The organism is Paenibacillus sp. FSL R7-0273 (assembly GCF_000758625.1).
GTDB lineage: Bacteria > Bacillota > Bacilli > Paenibacillales > Paenibacillaceae > Paenibacillus_AQ.
This window is the reverse complement of sequence record NZ_CP009283.1, coordinates 5,970,980-5,987,207: the sequence shown is the minus strand read 5'-3', so window position 1 is coordinate 5,987,207 and position 16,228 is coordinate 5,970,980. Positions and strand designations below refer to the sequence as shown.

Sequence of the window (16,228 nt, the reverse complement as noted above, 5' to 3'; positions counted from 1 at the left end):
GGCCGCAAGATCATTTTTGGGGGAGAAGCCTATGTACCGGGAAATTCAAGTGAGTGACTTTCTGCCGGTCCTGCTGGAGCAGCTGAAATTTTCCGACAGTATTCTGGATGTCGGCTGCGGGACCGGTGCGCTGCTGGAACGTTACGAGGCTGCTGTTGTGATGGGGCTGGATATACACAGACCCTACCTGCTGCACCGTAAATATACTTCACCCAACATCATCCCGATTCATGCCAATGCCAGCCATATCGATAAGCTGTTTCTGCCGGGCACGTTCTCGGCTGTTACGCTGATTGATTCACTGGAGCATTTTTCAATGGATGAGGGCAAGGAGCTGCTGAGAAAAGCAGAGCTGATCGCATCCAGCCGCGTAGTGGTATTTACGCCGCGCGGATTTTTTCCGCAGGAGGGGACGGACCATTTTCACCTGCAGGGGGAGTATTTCCAGAGACACTGGAGCGGCTGGGAGCCGGAGGATTTCCTGAAGCTCGGTTATTCGGTAACGGTTCTGAAGGGCTTTCACCATGCCGAGAATCCGGCCTTCCGCGAAGCATTCGGTGCGGACCACGCTCCACTCGATGCCCTGCTCGCCTGTAAAACGGTCTAACCCATACTTCGGAAAGGAGGTGAGCCCATGAATCAGAGCCTCAAGGTTTCAGTAGTCATTCCATTCTATAATTGCCCGTACGTGGACCAGGCGGTGGAAAGCGTGCTGGCCCAGAGCTATCCCAATATCGAGCTTATTGTGGTTGACGACGGCTCAACCCTGTATACCGAGAAGCTAACCCCGTACAAGGATAAAATCCTGTATATACGCAAGCAGAACGGCGGTACCGGCTCAGCGCTCAACATGGGCATCAAGGCGGCCAGCGGCAATTATTTTGCCTGGCTCAGCGCGGATGACCGCTTCTACCCGCACAAAATCGAGCGGCAGATGCAGGAGCTGCACCGTACGGGCACTCTTTTTAACCATTCCGCCTACTATTACATCAATGAACGGGGAGAACGGGCATCTGAGGTGATTAGTGTTCCGTTTGCCGGCAGACGCGAGCTGATTGCCACGATGATGACAGGCTGCCCGGTCAACGGCAGTACGGTTCTGCTTGATATGGGGATTTTCCGCACGGTCGGTGTTTTTGACGAGAGCTTTCTATATACCCAGGATTACGAGCTGTGGCTGCGGATTCTGCCTCATTTCGGCTGGTCCTATGTGGAGGAGCCGCTGCTGGATTACCGTGTGCATCAGGGGATGGGCTCGGTCATTCACAACGAAGCGCAGACCCGGGAGATTCAGATGGTACAGGCCAAGCATAACGGAATTTTAGCCCAGCTGCTGCGAAAGGAGGGAGGGTCATGAGGCTCATATTTCCGGTTCTGACCCTGTCCAGGGGAGGTGCACAGCGGATGCTGGCCGAACTGGCCAACCGCCTCAGCCATATCGGTCACGATGTGGTTGTTCTGATGCCTGCCGGAGGCACCGTAGAATACGAAATGGGCTGTAAGGTGGTCCATGTGCCTGAAGCTACTCTGACGGAGCATGATTTTCCTTATGGGGATGTCATTGTTTCTAATTACTATACAACTGTACAGGCAGCCCAGCGGGCGAGTGAGCAGGGGAAGGGCATCCATGTCAGGCTGGCCCTTTGCTATGAGCCGACCTTTTTGCCCGACAACAATCAGTCCTTTGCCTCCTACAGCGTTACCCGTAATCTGATGGTGCTGTCGCGCTGGCAGCAGGAGATTGTGAGGATCAACCATGGCATCAAGGGAAGGATTGTTCCGGTTGGCGTGAACGGGGATTTTCACAATATGCATATGCGTGAGGTGCCGGGAAGAAGTCTGGTAGTGTCCGCGATTCTGCGCAAGCCGGAAGGGGGGTTCTCCGGTCACCGGGAGCAGGAATACCTGCTGCAGGAGCTCGCCACGGTAAAAGAGCATCATCCCGAGGTCCAGATTTATCTGATTACCCCGCCGGGTGAATATGCCGATTCGGCTGCCCTGAAGGCCATTATGGCGGATAGCCGTTTCCATACGCGTACGCCGTCCAATGATATTGAGCTGTGCTACCATTATAATGAGAGCGACATTTTTGTCAGCTCAAGCACCTTTGATACGGGCTCTCTTCCCGGACTTGAAGCGATGCGCTGCGGGGCGGCACTGGCTACCGTCTATTCGGGCGGCAATCTGGAATATGGCATGCACGGGCAAAACTGCCTGATGTCCTACCGGTTCGAGAACAGGCTGGCACAGGATATCGTTACCCTGATCCGGGATAAGGAGCTGCGTGAGCGGCTTGCCCGCAAGGGGGAGAGCGATTCCTGGCGGTTCACCTGGGAGAAAAGCACGCAGCTTTTTCAGGCGGAGCTGTTTGAAATTGTATCCAAGCAGGGCGGAGCCTAACAACCGCCCGCCAAAAGAACCTTCAGCCCCGGTGGCGGTCACCGGCAGGACTGAAGGTTTTTTTGGCTGAAGACAGCGGCTAGAAGATGGAGAAGGAATTCAGCATTTCACGGAAAGACTGGGCATAGCGCTCCGAGCCGAAGCGGGCGACCATGTGGTTTCTGCCTTGAATGCGGATGCTGTCCCTCAGCTCCAGATTGTTCATCAGCTCCAGGCCTTCCTGTACAGCAGCTCCGATATTGCCCAGCGGATAGAACTTGCCGGATTGGTTATGGACGATAAAGGAGCGGACACCGTCAGAGTCGGTGCTAAGGACGGGACAGGTGCAGCAGATCGCTTCGGCTACGGCATACCCGAATCCTTCCGTTATTGATGTAGACAGCAGGAATCCCCCGGAGGCGGCAATGGAAGAGAAGTACACAGGCATAACATGGTTCGGGATATTGCTGAAAACAACCAGCCGGTCGTTCAGGCCGAGCCGGTGCAGCTCTTCATTAAAAAGCTGTGTCTGCTCTTCGGTCGCAAGCCCCGGATCATGAAACATCCAGAGATGCAGATCAGGCTTGTATGTGCGGATCTCTTTGGCAATCTGCAGATATTCGCGCCAGTTCTTGTTGCTCTCCAGCCGCCCTACCCAGGCAATGACAGGGTCATGCGGTTTTTCGCCGGGAATGAAGTGAAAAGACTGTATGTCTACAATGTTGGGAATAATGTACCGGTGCAGCCAGGGACAAATGGTTATAAACAGTTCCAGCAGATGATCGGTGGGCGGAATCAGCACGGCGTTGCAGTAGGAACGCAGGTAAGGCACAGCCTCTATAATCATATCCTTTGCATCCTCACGCTTGCCAAGCCCTTGGGATTCGTAGATCAGGATACCGGCGTAACCCAGCCTTCGCAGGCGCTCCATCAGCAGATAGTCAGAGGTTACAATAATAGCATCGTAACGCTCAGCTTCGAGCAGTGCACGGATTTCTTCATCTTTTAAAGCGATGTATACCGGGAAATTGTTCTGGTTCTGCTGTGAGGAACCCTGCATGAGATATAAAACATGGCACTGGATCCCTTCACGCTGCAGACTGTCACACCTTAGCCTGTTCAGAGTCTCTACTCCGCCGCTGGGTACATAAAACGTAAATAAAACCTTCATGCTCAACCCTCCTGAGTTCACCTTGCGGAGCCCTACTGTCTATAGGATACGCGAAGCTTCCCCGGCATGTGACTGCCTGAGGCCAGTGAGTGCCAAATCCTTTCAGAATAGTGCTGTCTGCAGCAGGCTATGCTAAGCCGTGTTACTGCAATCATCACATTCAAGAGACGGAGGATGAGTACATGTTGCGATCAAAGGTCAGCACATCAGTAGTCCGGGCAGCATTGCTGCTTGGTATGGTCAGCCTTACCGGCTGCGGCACAAATCAATCGGCAGACAATAACAGCGTGCACACGAACAGTGTTAACGGGAATAACGGCAGCCGGATTCAGACGAATGCGGTAAGGGGCAATACCTATGACACAATGGAGGTCAGCCAGGAGCTGGCCAAGAAAGTCACTGACATGCCTGAGGTCAGCTCCGCCAACGTCATGCTGGCCGGAAAAAGCGCCTATGTCGCCGTCAAGCTGGATGAAACCAACGGGAAGCCGCGTAATCTCAGCACTCATCATTATCGTTCCTACAGCTATGACGTCGGCAATCTCACTAGCATTCTGCCGCGCAACGGGGGGAATATGACGGGGAGAGCAGGCGGAATGAACGGCATGACAGGCGGAGCGGGCAGTATGTACGGCGGAAATACGACAGGCGGAGCAGGCGGTCTGGACGGCATCACAGGCAGAATGTATGGCGGAGATACGACAGGCAGAGCAAGCGGTATGGATGGCATGACAGGCAGAGCGGGTGATATGGATAATGGCGGCGCGCTGACTGGACGGAACAGTACAGCCGGAACACCAGGGTTTACGGGTATGGGCGGCTCCATGGCCGGAGTTCCTGCGGACCTGACGGGAACAGGCACAACGGCAGGAACGGGCATGACCGGCGGAAACGGCATGCTGTCCGGCAGCAATTATGTAGATGGAACACAGATGAAGCGTGACATTGACGACAGCATGGGCAACGGAATCGGCATCCGCAGTGTGGCTCCGGACAACAACTACCGGATGAGCAGCAATGAGGATGTGACCAATTATGTAAAGAACAGAATCGCCGATGTGGTCAAAAAGCATAATCCGTCGGTCAAAAATGTCTACGTGTCGGCAAATCCGGACTTCGTGGAACGCGCCAACTACTATGCCGAGGAGGCACGTGCAGGCCATCCGCTGAAAGGCTTTGCGAGGGAATTCGGGACTATGGTGGAGCGGATTTTCCCGACGCGCAGCGGGTATTAAGAGCTGGAATAGCGGACAATAATTGCAGTAGCATAATGTGCAGGACTGGCTAGGTACATGCTAAGCCGGAACGTAACTGTAGGAGCATAATGCAGCTGCAAAATCGGAACGTAACTATGCTGGCGAATAACTTCATGAGTAAAGTAATGCCGGCTGGTCGGCGGACTGTAACTAGGTCTGCTGCGCTGTCCGGCTTTATTTTTGTTCATTTTTGCCGGGAACGACGGATGGGAAACTGTCCTGTTGTATTCTATACAATAGAAGACGGTTCAATCCGCCATAATAAAATCTGCTGTATTTCCTGCAGATTTCCGGTTAACAGGCGCTGTCCTGATGCCCTATGCTGATGCCACATTCCAGATAGCTGCACTTTGTACAATTAAATAGGTTAAATTCCAGTATTTATGCAGTATAAGTGTATTCTGTGCAACTAAATCAGCGGAAATCGCCCGAAATGGGATTTTTTCCTTATTTTAAGTGTACAGAATACAGCTATATGGGAACCAAGGAGAAAAAAGGGCATTTTTGTTGTACAAAATGCAGTTAAAGTTACTTGTACTGCGATGTGAAGTGATACGGAGCGACGCGTTGTGGTGCGGTGTGATGCGGTGTGATGTGGTGCGGTGTGATGCGGTGTGATGTGGTGCGGTGTGATGCGGTGTGATGTGGTGCGGTGTGATGTGATGTGATGTGATGTGATGTGATGCGGTGTGATGTGGTGCGGTGTGCTGTGGTGCGGTGTGATGCGGTGTGATGTGGTGCGATGTGATGTGATGTGATGTGATGTGATGCGGTGTGATGTGGTGCGGTGCGGTGTGGTGTGGTGCGATGCGATGCAATGTGCTGTGGTCCAATGTGATGCGAAGTTATGTGATGTGACGTGCTACGATGCGATGTTGTGTGAAGAGATTTGAGATGATGGGTGTGCTGCTGCATCAGCCAGACGGAGCTGATTAAGCTGCTATTTGCTCCTGAGAAGGAAGCGGGTTTTAGAGAAGCCGGCTATAATAGCCGCTTGAAAGCAGAACAGCGGTCCCCGGAAAGAACCGGGAGCCGCTGCTTATGCTTAGCTTTTAATCCAGAGTAGCGCGAGCATCGCTTATCCGGCCGCTTTGTAATATACCAAACGGTCAACCGAGCTTACCCAATGCTACCCAAACTCACTAACGCACCGAATTCACTGGGCTCACCAAACTCGCCAAACTATCCAAACTATCCAAACTATCCAAACTATCCAAACTATCCAAACTATCCAAACTACCCAACCTTCACCCGGCTGTTATCTCCCGCCCGCTAATCCAGACACGCTGCAGCTCAAGCTGGTCATTCAGCAGCAGGATATCGCCGCGTTTGCCGGCTTCAAGTGAGCCGATGGTCCGCTGCATACCCAGCGAGACTGCTGGGGTAAGGCTTGCTGCCCGGGAAGCCTCCTCCAGAGTTAGGCCGGCCTCCTGGACCAGATAGCGGAAGCCGCGGATCATGGTCAGAGTGCTGCCGGCCAGTGATTCGGGATGCTCCTTCAAGGTAGCTACCCCGCCGGTTACCATTACGGGCAGATCGCCTATGGTGTATTCTCCGTCCTCGAGTCCGGTTGCGGACATCGCGTCGGTAATCAGCAGCAGATTGTCTTTGCTTTTGAGCCGGGCAATGATTTGGATCGCCGCGGGATGGACGTGGATGCCGTCGGCGATGATTTCTGCGCGGATCCGCTCATCGAACATTACAGCGCCGGCCGTGCCGGGCTTGCGGTGATGCAGCGGCGTCATGGCGTTGTACATATGGACCGCCTGGTTCAGGCCGGCATCTGCCGCGGCTATGACTTCCTCAAAGGTCGCATTCGTATGCCCCAGGGCAGCTGTAATCCCGTGCCTGCGGAGCCAGAGAATCGCTTCCAGCGCACCTTCGCGCTCCGGTGCGAGCGTGACCTGGCGGATCAGCCCGGGATACTGCGACTCCCATGCTTCCAGCCAGTCAATATTAGCCGGAACAATATGCTCCGGATTCTGCGCACCCGGCCATTTCCGGCTGATGAACGGCCCTTCCAGATGGACTCCGGCCAATTGGGCGTAGGGCATCCCGGCTGCGCGGTAGCTGTCCACCTCAGCCAGCACCCGGTCAATGTCCGCCTTGGCAGCGGTCATTGTCGTGGCCAGCATCGTTGTGGTTCCCTGAGCGGCATGGAAGCGGGTGATGGCATCCAGCGCGCCGCTGTTGCTATACATGAAGTCATGGCCGGCGCCGCCATGCACATGCACATCGACGAATCCCGGAATCAGCAGACCGCCGTGCTCAGGCACGCTTGCCGGCCAGCTGCTGTAAGCAGCCGGCAGCCAGGCAGCTTCGCCTGCGTAATGGATAGCCTCAGAGGAGACGGCGATTACGCCTTCTCCGATTAGTCCGGACGGCGTCAGCACCTTGCCGTAGAGCAGCTGTCCGGTTACTTCCGCTCCGTTCTTTATTTCAGCCATTTGGCAGCTCCTTCGTCCAGCAGCACGACTACATTTGGGTGACTCTGCAGGAGCGAGGCCGGGCACTGGGTCGTGATTGGACCTTCCAGTGCGTTGCGGACCGCTTCGGCCTTCTCCTCACCGCGCACCAGCAGAACGATCTGCCGGGCTTTGAGAATACCGCCGATGCCCATGGTTACCGCCTGGCGGGGCACATCCTCCAGCTTATCGAAGAAGCGGGCATTGGCCTCACGGGTTTCCTCCAGCAAATCTACCACATGCGTACCGCTGCTCAGGCTGGCATCCGGCTCATTGAAGCCGATATGGCCGTTGCTGCCGATCCCGAGGATCTGCAGGTCAACCGGACCGTTATCCTCCAGCATCCGGTCATAGGCAAGGCATTCTGCAGCAAGATCCGGCGCATTGCCGTTAGGCACATGAGTACGGGCAAGGCCGATATCGACATGATTGAACAGATGCTCGTTCATGAAGCTGCGGTAGCTCTGGGGATGGTCCTCCGGTAAGCCGACATATTCATCCAGATTATAAGAGGAGGCTTTGGCAAAGCTGACCAGTCCCTTGCGGTGCATCTCGACCAGTCTGGCGTAGACAGGAACCGGAGAGCTGCCGGTAGCAAGTCCGAGCACGGCTCTGGGGTTGCTTTGCAGCAGGCTGACGATCAGGTTGGCACCGGTTTCCGCAAAATCTTCCTGGCTCTTGAATGTAAGTATGTTCATTAGGATTGACCTCCCCGTTTATGACGGTAATGTTGGACGTTCAGATAAGACTGCTCCAGCTTGGGGATAAAATCCCCGAACCGGGTGCTGACCATGCCGGTGAACAGAATATCAATGATATGCAGCTGCGCGATCCGTGAAGCCATATCACCCCGGCGCATGCCCTGCTCCAGCGAGGAGGAGAACAAAGGGATGTCAGCCAGTGTAGCCAGCGTGCTGCTGCCGTAGGACGTAAGCGATATGGTGGAAGCGCCGCTGTTTCTTGCACAGCTTAGTGCGTCTATCGTCTCCGGCGTCTCACCCGAATAGGAGACGGCAAAAGCCACATCACCCTTAGCAAGTGAGGAAGCCGATGTAATCTGCATATGTGAATCGGCAAAAGCTGTACAGTTTACACCAATACGCACCAGCTTCTGATAGAAATCCTGTGCCACAATTGACGAGGTAGCCATTCCGTACAGATCAACCCGGCGGGCGCTGCATAGCAGGGAAATGACGCTCTGTAGCCGCTCCAGATCCAGCAGGGAAGTCGTATCACGGATCGAGGCCAGATGATTGGCCTGCATTGCTTCAACGATGAGAGAAAGGGGGTTCCCCGCGACAATATCCTGATAAGAGGAGCCGCCGTCCTGCGGCCCGGCATCACTGTGGGCGATTTCCGCTGCCAGCTTAACCTTGAAATCGGGAAAGCCCTTGAAATGCAGTACCTTGCAAAAACGCGTAACCGTAGCCGGACTAACCCCGCACTGCTCAGCCAGCTCCGTGATACCCATATGAATAATTTCCCCGGGGGAGGCAAGAATTCGCTCTGCCAGTTTGCGTTCCATCTGGGAGAGGCTGGCCTGATCATGCTCCAGGGCATGCAGGATAGGAGACATTGCTCCACCTTCTTTTCTTTAACGTAATTTGAAATTATTTTAACTAAAATACATATGTTTAAGAAAATTATTTTCACAACTAATATAAAACAAATTTCTGCGGGATGCAAGCCGGTTTTTTGAGCCGGATTTGGGGAAGCTCTCATGGACGTGGCAGCATGCTTTTTCACCTTCAGGGCAAGGGGATTACTTATAAATTTAACTGTCCGTATACAGGAGACATTAATCCTTGCATTAGATACAATTGATTAATAAATGTCTTTATAATCAAATATTTATCGTAAAAAAAGTGTCTTTTACCAGTGGACATATTCACATGATATGTTATAATGAAAGCGTAACCAAAAAGTGCTGGATAATTGATTTCATCGCTCAAGGAGGATGAAGGGAATGCTGGAAGTACTTAAAGAGCTTAAGAACCGGGTCATCGGATATTGGCAGCCGGAGGTAGCCGGAGAAGATGATTATCAGAAAATGGAATACACGGTGCAGCGCCATCTGCACACACCGCAATCAACCAGCCCGCTGACTTATGAGGAACAGGCCCGGATTAAGACGGTTATCTACCATTAATACAGGCTGCAGCAGATAGATAGGACTACTCAAACCTTGCATATAATCTAAAAGACCGCAATCCCGGGAGAGCTTCCGGAGCTGCGGTCTTTCATTTTTTTTGGTGCTAGGACCCTTCTTCTTCGCTTCTATACTCGAGCAGGTCACCGGGCTGGCAGTCAAGCGCCTTGCAAATCGCCTCCAGCGTGGACAGGCGTACTGCCTTGGCTTTGCCGTTTTTGAGAATGGAGAGATTGGCCATCGTAATGCCCACCCGCTCCGACAGCTCGGTTACACTCATTTTCCGCTTAGCCAGCATCACATCAATATTAATGATTATCGCCATGTCGTCACCTCAGACCGTCAGGTCGTTCTCTGATTTTATTTCAATCGCTTCCTTCAGCAGCTTCTGGAGCACTGCGGCAAATACGGCAATTACCATCCCGGCAAAAATCAGAACCATCCCGATAACAATAATCCCCGGGGCATCATCCTTCTCCGCCATCAGATAAAAGAGCGGCATACCCAGCACATACACGCCGCTGAAGGCCAGAGCGCAGTACTTGATCTGCTTCAAGGCCGTCACTGACAGATCAGAGAACGCCTTATTCCGGTCAATGTAGCTTAACAGCTTGAACGCCAGATACAAGGCGAAGTAGAAGGGCAGGGCCGATGCATATAAATCGAGCAGCACCAGCACCTTCAGATAAGCATGATCCGGATACAATTCAGCTGCAAACCCCGCAATCTCCGGCACCAGGAAGATGCATAAGGCCAGCACCGGAATACTGATAAGAATAAGCGCCGCCTTCAAAAAAAATGTTGATCCACGTTCCATAACAAGCCCCTCGCTTATGTGTGATTTTGAATCTAATTTATCATAGTGTTTATTGTTTTGCAATAAATAAATAACGAATTATAACATTTAGTTGTTGTTGTGTTATGGAAAAGGAATGGCTAAAGCGAGCGCTATGCTATTCTCCTCCAGGATTGTTTCTCAGCTTGTCTGTCAGCAGGAGGCCGCCTGCGCCCAAATTGGGTCAGCAACCGCACCATTGGGGGTACGCATACATAGTATGTTTTGACTGTATCCCTTTACCTTGTTATACCAAACAAACCCAGGGCAAGGAGGGGTGACACCATTGAAGGGGAACGATCATCACAGCAAATTTCTGCTAACGCATCGTGAGCGCGAAGTATTCGAGCTCCTCGTGCAAGACAAAACTACACGGGATATTGCCGGATTGCTATTCATTAGCGAAAAAACAGTCCGCAACCACATCTCAAACGTTATGCAAAAATTAAACGTCAAAGGCCGTTCGCAAGCGGTTGTCGAGCTGATCAAGCTTGGGGAGCTGAAAATATAGCTGACCTTGCTGTGCTGCAGTGACACGTTTAAGCCTCCTTTTATCCTGCGGGATGAGGGGAGGTTTTTGTTATGCGGAAATCGCGGGGAAGTTTATAGAAATACGTTTTGAAATCATTTGCAGAAGTTGACAACAAATCAATTCTAAAACAAAAGAAAACCAAGCGATTGCATCCAATAAATGATGGCATCGTTTGGTTTAAGTTGCAAATTCGATAATTAGTGTTTCGAAGTTTACCTTACACTTGGCTCTCATCATAAAATCAATACCTATTATCCCCTCAAAGCCATAAGGCTCTTGAATTGAACCAAGCTGAATTGGAAAATCAATCAATTCAATATTTTCAATGTAAAAGCTGGGGATCTGCTGCTCATAGCAAATCTCACTCGTTCCTCCTACACCATACATCCGCTTAGCTTTTCCATTAATAAAATCAATATGGACGCCTGTTTCAGCTAATACATCGGAATCAAACACGGTTGCCGCACAGCCTGTATCAAATAGAACATTATTCAGAACAATTGATTTGTCATGATGGGCTACAGTCAAGGAAACGATAGGTAAACCATACTGTAATTGTAACTTCATATCCGTTGCCGCACCCCTGAGAAGAACTCCTCCACAACCTCAATATCGCTTCTACTCGTATGGAATACATACAGCTCACGGGCCGGATGAAGCTTATGCAGTTCTTTATAACCGCTCCACGCTTCTTCTGGATTGTCGTAGTCCTGAATTACCGCCATATCCTCTATTTGGCGCACACGGTTACTGGAGTTTACCTTGATTGCTTCTACCAGTACAAAGCGACCTGGGTGCAAGTCCTTAATTTCTTCCCATTTCATCGACTTCACCTCGCTTGGGTTATCATACTTTTAGTATAGCATAGTTGCTTAAGGATAACGGAAGAGAATGCGGTGATTGTAATTATATGGTAGGATATGGTCGTTTAAGCCTCCTTTTATCCTGCGGGATGAGGGGAGGTTTTTTGTTGGCGGGCTTGTGATTCCCGTCACAAACTTATTTCCATAACATGATAAATTAAAGTGACGATTGTACATTCAGGAGGGTCCGCTATGGCCAGATACGAGCAGCAAAGGCAATTCTTAAAATCTAATTTTCATGAATTCAAGCATATCAAGACAGACAAGATCAAAGGAGTAGCCCAGCCGCCTATTGTTAAGCCTTTTGAAGCAGAAGCGCAAATCATTGATTTGCCGAAGGTTAACAGGAATGTTGTTTGTAAGGATAATATTGTCGATTGCATTGATCAGAGAAGAAGTACAAGATTCTATTCTGCTGAAACACTTAGCCTTGAGGAGTTATCCTATTTACTATGGGCTACCCAGGGAATCACGGGGATGAACAGGAATGGGCTTACCTTGCGTACTGTACCCTGCAGCGGCGCTACGCACACTTTTGAAACCTATTTACTGATTATGCGGGTGGAAGGGATTCAACAGGGGATCTACAGATACCTTCCCTTAGAGCACAAGCTCTTGTTTATATGTGAATTGGAACAGATGGAGCAGAAGGTTGACGCGATTACTCTGGATCAGCCGTTTGTCCCTAATTTTGCGAAGAAGGCCGCTGTGATGTTTGCGTGGAGTACTACACCGTACCGCTCTGAATGGAAGTATGATATCTCTGCCCACAAAAAAATCCTCATCGATGTTGGACATGTATGCCAGAACCTGTATCTGTCCAGTGAGTCAATCGGTGCCGGTGCCTGCGCCATTGGAATCTACGATCAAAAGATGATTGATGAGATTCTTGGATTAGACGGTGAAGAGGAGTTCGTAATCTATCTTGGCGCGGTCGGGAAGAAGCGGGAATTGTAGAATGCAAATGGAACTACCATCACTCTCAGCTAATAAAAAAACCGCCTCTTTCGGCGGGAATATCTGCTTAACCGGTCCGTCACGCCCTTTCGGTCACGCCGATTTAATCCGGTAAGCTGTTACACATTCAGTGTAGAGTATGAAATGCGTTCCATAGCAAGCTTTTTACAAATAAAAATTTCAGAAGGAGGTATGGTAAAATAAAACCATTAAATGCCTAACCTCAGGAGGAAGCTGCGCTGATGGCCAATATTAAGGAAATTGCCCGCATCGCCGGTGTTTCCGTCACGACTGTGTCGCGGGTGCTGAATAATCATCCTTATGTGAGTGAACCGAAGAGAGCCGCCGTACTCCAGACAATAGAACAGCTAAACTATACACGTAACATGAATGCTGTGCATTTGAGTACCGGGCGGACGGGGACGGTTGCGGTGATTTTGCCGTATATTAATCTGTTTTATTTCTCAGTGGTCATGGACGGGCTGGCCCATGAGGCGCTGCTGGCGCAGTACCGGCTGATTCTCTGTCAGAGCAATTATGCTCCGGATGAGGAGCTCAAGGTGTTGGAGATGCTGCGCAACAAGGAGATTGACGGCGTGGTCGTTGTTTCTACGGCGCTGCCGCCGGAGGTCATTGAGGAGTATATGGAGTACGGTCCTGTGGTCACCTGCCAGGATAACGGGGAGCGGCGTTTTTCATCTGTGTATATTGAGCATTATGCGGCTTTTTGGCATGGACTGGAGTATCTGAAGGACAAGGGCTACCGCAAAATCGGCTACTGCGAGGGCCGGCAGAACGGAAGCAGCGCCACAATCCGGCAGACGGCCTATCATGCTTTTCTTGCTGAACACGGGCTGCCCTTCCGGCAGGAATGGATGGTGTTTGACTGTATGCAGGTGGAGGACGGGGCGGCGGTGGCCCGCTCCCTGCTTGAGATGGAGGAGCGGCCTGAGGTCCTGATTCTTACAGGTGACCATGTCGCTGCGGGATTGATAATTGAGGCGCGCAAGCACGGGCTGCGGATTCCGGAGGACGTCGCGGTCCTGGGCTTCGATAACCAGCCGATCGGCCGTCTGCTCGACATTACCACCATCGATAACCATCTCTACGACATGGGCGCCGCCGCCTTCCGCATCATCCATGAGCAGATCCGCACAGGTAACCGGCAGCCCGTATACCGCAAGCTGGATTATGAGATTATTGAGCGGGGGACGGTGTAGGGAGAGGCGGGTCCGTAATCACATCTCCAACGTTATGCAAGGTCAAGCACGGCAGCCCATCTTATCGCAGCTTCAGGCTGTTTGGGCTTAGAAGCTGAATAAAAGCTGTCTTATGTAAAAGGCTGCGCTTTCAAACCTTTGTTATCCGTCAGGATGATGGAAGGTTTTTTTGCAATTTATGGATTGACGAACGTTGGGAATGGTTGTAAAATCATCTCAAAGTATAAACCTTTTAACTTTAAGTCAGGTTTTAGAACTTGCAAGAAATGATGAAACTAACATGATATGTATGGTATTTTAGAGTTTGTTTGAATGTGTGGGAATTTAGTAGACTCCTTTTTTCACTCATAAAGTTAAAACGTTTAAACTTTTGAAGCCGGAGGTATGGAAGCTTAGATGAATATTCATGATGTAGCCAAAAAGTCGGGGCTCTCTGTAGTGACCGTATCCAGAGTGCTTAACAACTCTCCTTCTGTACGGGAAAGCAACAGGCAGAAGGTGCTTAATGCCATGGAGGAATTAAATTATTCGCCCAATTCGGCGGCGCGCAGCCTTGTACGCGGCAAGACGGGAGTAATCGGAATGTCGATTACCAATTTTAACGACTCCTTTTACGACCGGGTAATCCGCGTAGTGAACCGGAAGCTGGCGGAACAAGGCTATTTTCTGGCCCTGTCCATAGCCGGGGATGAGGAAGAGGGCGTTAATTTCCTGTTTCAGAAGGACCGCGTTGACGGGATCATTCTGCTGTCTCCGCTTGAGGAAAAGGAATACGTGGAGGAGCTGAAGAGAAAGAACATACCGTTTGTCCTGCTGGATAACCAGTTTCAGCATGAGGATGTTCCCAGCGTCGTCGTCGATAACTATCAGGGGGGATATGAGGCCACCCGGCACCTGATCGGCCTTGGACATACCCAGATTGCCTATATCGGCGGGCCCTCGGTGTTCCTCAGCGTAGCGGAGCGTAAGCGCGGTTATCAGCAGGCGCTGGAGGAAGCGGGGCTGATCCCTTTCGGTACTGATTCGTGCGGATTTACAGTAAGCAGCGGCTATGAGGTGGCCAAGAGATGGATACGGGAGGATAAGCTGCCGACAGCCTTCTTCTGCGGGGATGACTTTATTGCCCTGGGGCTTGTTCAGGCGCTGCGCGAGGAGGGGATCCGGGTACCGCATGATATCTCGGTAGTGGGCTTCGATGATCAGCAGTTTGTGGGTGAATTCTATCCCCGCTTGACGACGGTCAGACAGCCTGAGGCGCAGATGGGCAGCATTGGCGTTGATCTGCTGATGAAGCTTATTAACGGGGAGGTGATGCCGCCTGCAGTCACGAAGCTCGCTCCTCAGCTTCTCGTACGCGAATCGACCGCATCTGTAAGATTAACCTGACTAGTAGGAGTGAAATGAACCGTGAAGTATTACTTGGGAGTGGATGCAGGGGGCAGCAAAACCTATGCGATGATTGCCGACGAACAGGGCACAGTCATCGGCGCAGGCAGGGGAGGGAACGGAAATCACCAGAAGAACCGGGGCCAGGCAGAAGACAGCCTGCAGCAGGCCGTATCCGAAGCGCTTAAGACAGCAGGGCTAAACAAAGACCGGCTGGAGTACTCCTGGTTTGGGCTCGCCGGAGCAGACAGGGAAGCGGACTTCCGGATTTTACGGCCTATAATCAGCCGCCTTGGCCTTCCCCGGACCGAAATTTCCTGCGACACCTGGAATGCGCTGCGCTCCGGAACCGAGAAGAGCTACGGGATCGTATTGATCTGCGGCTCCGGTGTGAACTGCGCCGGAAAGAATCCGGCAGGGACTGCATACCAGTGCGGGGGGTTCGGCTACCGGTTCGGTGATTTTGGCGGCGGCTATGACTTAAGCGTAGAGGTGTTCCGCAGCGTTCTGCGGGCGGATGAAGGAAGAGAGGGCAAGACGGTGCTTACGGAGCGTCTAACCGGTCTGCTCGGATATGCCAGTGTGGCGGAGCTGAGAGAGGATTATCTGGATCATTACAGGGAGCTGCCTCCCCATATCGCAGAACTGCTGTTTCAGGCGGCTGAGGAAGGCGACCGGGTGGCAGCCGGACTGCTGATGAAGCAGGGGGATGAGCTGGGGCTGGCGGCGGCCGCAACCATCCGGCAATTATCGATGGAACAGGATGCCTTTGACATTGTGCTTGCCGGCAGCCTGTTGACCAAAGGTGACCGTTCCGGCATCATCTCGTCTGCCATTGAGCAGAGAGTGAAGCAGGCGGCTCCAAATGGCACTCTGAAAATTCTAACCCGTGAACCGGTTGTCGGCTCAGTTGTGCTGGCGATGGAAAGCAGCGGACAGCAGGTTAACCGCGAGGTTCTTGAGCGTTTATCTGCGGCAGAGCTTCCCCGTACCACGGGCTGATTCTGCTGTACCG

At 51.8% G+C, this 16,228-nt stretch carries 18 protein-coding genes; 10 read left to right on the top strand and 8 right to left on the bottom strand.

Annotated elements, in window-relative coordinates; all coding sequences use genetic code 11:
- The first annotated feature begins 31 nt into the window (after window positions 1-31).
- Genes R70723_RS25720 through R70723_RS25710 form a run of 3 tightly spaced genes read left to right on the top strand, consistent with a single transcriptional unit; the run spans window position 32 to window position 2,400 of the window.
- Window positions 32-607: a class I SAM-dependent methyltransferase gene (locus R70723_RS25720; RefSeq protein ID WP_039876721.1), complete on the top strand. Its 576-nt coding sequence runs from the start codon at window positions 32-34 to the stop codon at window positions 605-607.
- A 27-nt stretch (window positions 608-634) separates the two neighbouring features.
- Window positions 635-1,357 carry a glycosyltransferase family 2 protein gene (locus R70723_RS25715; protein WP_039876719.1) on the top strand — a complete coding sequence of 241 codons (723 nt, stop codon included), beginning with the start codon at window positions 635-637 and terminating at the stop codon, window positions 1,355-1,357.
- Window positions 1,354-2,400: a glycosyltransferase family 4 protein gene (locus R70723_RS25710; protein ID WP_039876715.1), complete on the top strand. Its 1,047-nt coding sequence runs from the start codon at window positions 1,354-1,356 to the stop codon at window positions 2,398-2,400. Before R70723_RS25715 ends, R70723_RS25710 begins: the two co-directional genes overlap by 4 nt.
- 79 nt (window positions 2,401-2,479) lie before the next feature.
- Here R70723_RS25710 and R70723_RS25705 read toward each other — a convergent pair whose 3' ends face one another.
- Window positions 2,480-3,550 carry a glycosyltransferase family 4 protein gene (locus R70723_RS25705; protein ID WP_039876713.1) on the bottom strand — a complete coding sequence of 357 codons (1,071 nt, stop codon included), beginning with the start codon at window positions 3,548-3,550 and terminating at the stop codon, window positions 2,480-2,482.
- A 182-nt stretch (window positions 3,551-3,732) separates the two neighbouring features.
- Here R70723_RS25705 and R70723_RS25700 point away from each other — a divergent pair, with 182 nt between their 5' ends.
- A complete protein-coding gene (locus R70723_RS25700; protein WP_039876712.1) occupies window positions 3,733-4,785 on the top strand; it encodes a YhcN/YlaJ family sporulation lipoprotein in 1,053 nt (350 codons plus the stop codon).
- A 1,268-nt stretch (window positions 4,786-6,053) separates the two neighbouring features.
- Here the strand turns inward: R70723_RS25700 and nagA are convergent.
- The 3 genes from nagA to R70723_RS25680 are packed head-to-tail and all read right to left on the bottom strand — an operon-like array spanning window position 6,054 to window position 8,847.
- Window positions 6,054-7,253: an N-acetylglucosamine-6-phosphate deacetylase gene (gene nagA / locus R70723_RS25690; protein WP_179088095.1), complete on the bottom strand. Its 1,200-nt coding sequence runs from the start codon at window positions 7,251-7,253 to the stop codon at window positions 6,054-6,056.
- Window positions 7,241-7,969 (bottom strand): glucosamine-6-phosphate deaminase, encoded by a 729-nt coding sequence (gene nagB / locus R70723_RS25685; protein ID WP_039876706.1) that lies wholly within the window; start codon window positions 7,967-7,969, stop codon window positions 7,241-7,243. The genes nagA and nagB overlap by 13 nt, the downstream gene beginning before the upstream one ends.
- Entirely contained in the window at window positions 7,969-8,847 is an 879-nt protein-coding gene (locus tag R70723_RS25680) for a MurR/RpiR family transcriptional regulator (RefSeq protein ID WP_039876704.1), read from the bottom strand. Before R70723_RS25680 ends, nagB begins: the two co-directional genes overlap by 1 nt.
- A gap of 390 nt (window positions 8,848-9,237) precedes the next feature.
- On the opposite strand from R70723_RS25680, the gene R70723_RS25675 reads away from it, so the two are divergent.
- Entirely contained in the window at window positions 9,238-9,420 is a 183-nt protein-coding gene (locus tag R70723_RS25675; protein ID WP_039876703.1) for a hypothetical protein, read from the top strand.
- A gap of 106 nt (window positions 9,421-9,526) precedes the next feature.
- Here R70723_RS25675 and R70723_RS25670 read toward each other — a convergent pair whose 3' ends face one another.
- Window positions 9,527-9,745, bottom strand: a complete 219-nt coding sequence (locus R70723_RS25670) for a helix-turn-helix domain-containing protein (RefSeq protein ID WP_039876701.1) — start codon at window positions 9,743-9,745, stop codon at window positions 9,527-9,529.
- A 9-nt stretch (window positions 9,746-9,754) separates the two neighbouring features.
- Entirely contained in the window at window positions 9,755-10,237 is a 483-nt protein-coding gene (locus R70723_RS25665) for a DUF2975 domain-containing protein (protein WP_039876698.1), read from the bottom strand.
- 304 nt (window positions 10,238-10,541) lie between these two features.
- On the opposite strand from R70723_RS25665, the gene R70723_RS25660 reads away from it, so the two are divergent.
- Complete coding sequence (locus R70723_RS25660) at window positions 10,542-10,766, top strand: helix-turn-helix domain-containing protein (protein WP_039876697.1); 225 nt, start codon at window positions 10,542-10,544, stop codon at window positions 10,764-10,766.
- Between the two features lie 198 nt (window positions 10,767-10,964).
- Here the strand turns inward: R70723_RS25660 and R70723_RS25655 are convergent, their stop codons facing one another.
- A complete protein-coding gene (locus R70723_RS25655) occupies window positions 10,965-11,354 on the bottom strand; it encodes a pepsin/retropepsin-like aspartic protease family protein (protein ID WP_039876695.1) in 390 nt (129 codons plus the stop codon).
- Window positions 11,351-11,611: a hypothetical protein gene (locus tag R70723_RS25650; protein ID WP_039876693.1), complete on the bottom strand. Its 261-nt coding sequence runs from the start codon at window positions 11,609-11,611 to the stop codon at window positions 11,351-11,353. The genes R70723_RS25655 and R70723_RS25650 overlap by 4 nt, the downstream gene beginning before the upstream one ends.
- A gap of 231 nt (window positions 11,612-11,842) precedes the next feature.
- Here R70723_RS25650 and R70723_RS25645 point away from each other — a divergent pair, with 231 nt between their 5' ends.
- From R70723_RS25645 to R70723_RS25630, 4 genes are all read left to right on the top strand, one after another.
- Complete coding sequence (locus R70723_RS25645) at window positions 11,843-12,607, top strand: SagB/ThcOx family dehydrogenase (protein ID WP_039876692.1); 765 nt, start codon at window positions 11,843-11,845, stop codon at window positions 12,605-12,607.
- Window positions 12,608-12,849: 242 nt separating this feature from the next.
- Window positions 12,850-13,827, top strand: coding sequence for a LacI family DNA-binding transcriptional regulator (locus tag R70723_RS25640; protein ID WP_039876691.1), 978 nt, complete (start codon window positions 12,850-12,852; stop codon window positions 13,825-13,827).
- 396 nt (window positions 13,828-14,223) lie between these two features.
- Complete coding sequence (locus R70723_RS25635; protein WP_039876690.1) at window positions 14,224-15,213, top strand: LacI family DNA-binding transcriptional regulator; 990 nt, start codon at window positions 14,224-14,226, stop codon at window positions 15,211-15,213.
- Between the two features lie 21 nt (window positions 15,214-15,234).
- Window positions 15,235-16,215 carry an N-acetylglucosamine kinase gene (locus R70723_RS25630; RefSeq protein WP_039876689.1) on the top strand — a complete coding sequence of 327 codons (981 nt, stop codon included), beginning with the start codon at window positions 15,235-15,237 and terminating at the stop codon, window positions 16,213-16,215.
- Window positions 16,216-16,228: the final 13 nt, after the last annotated feature.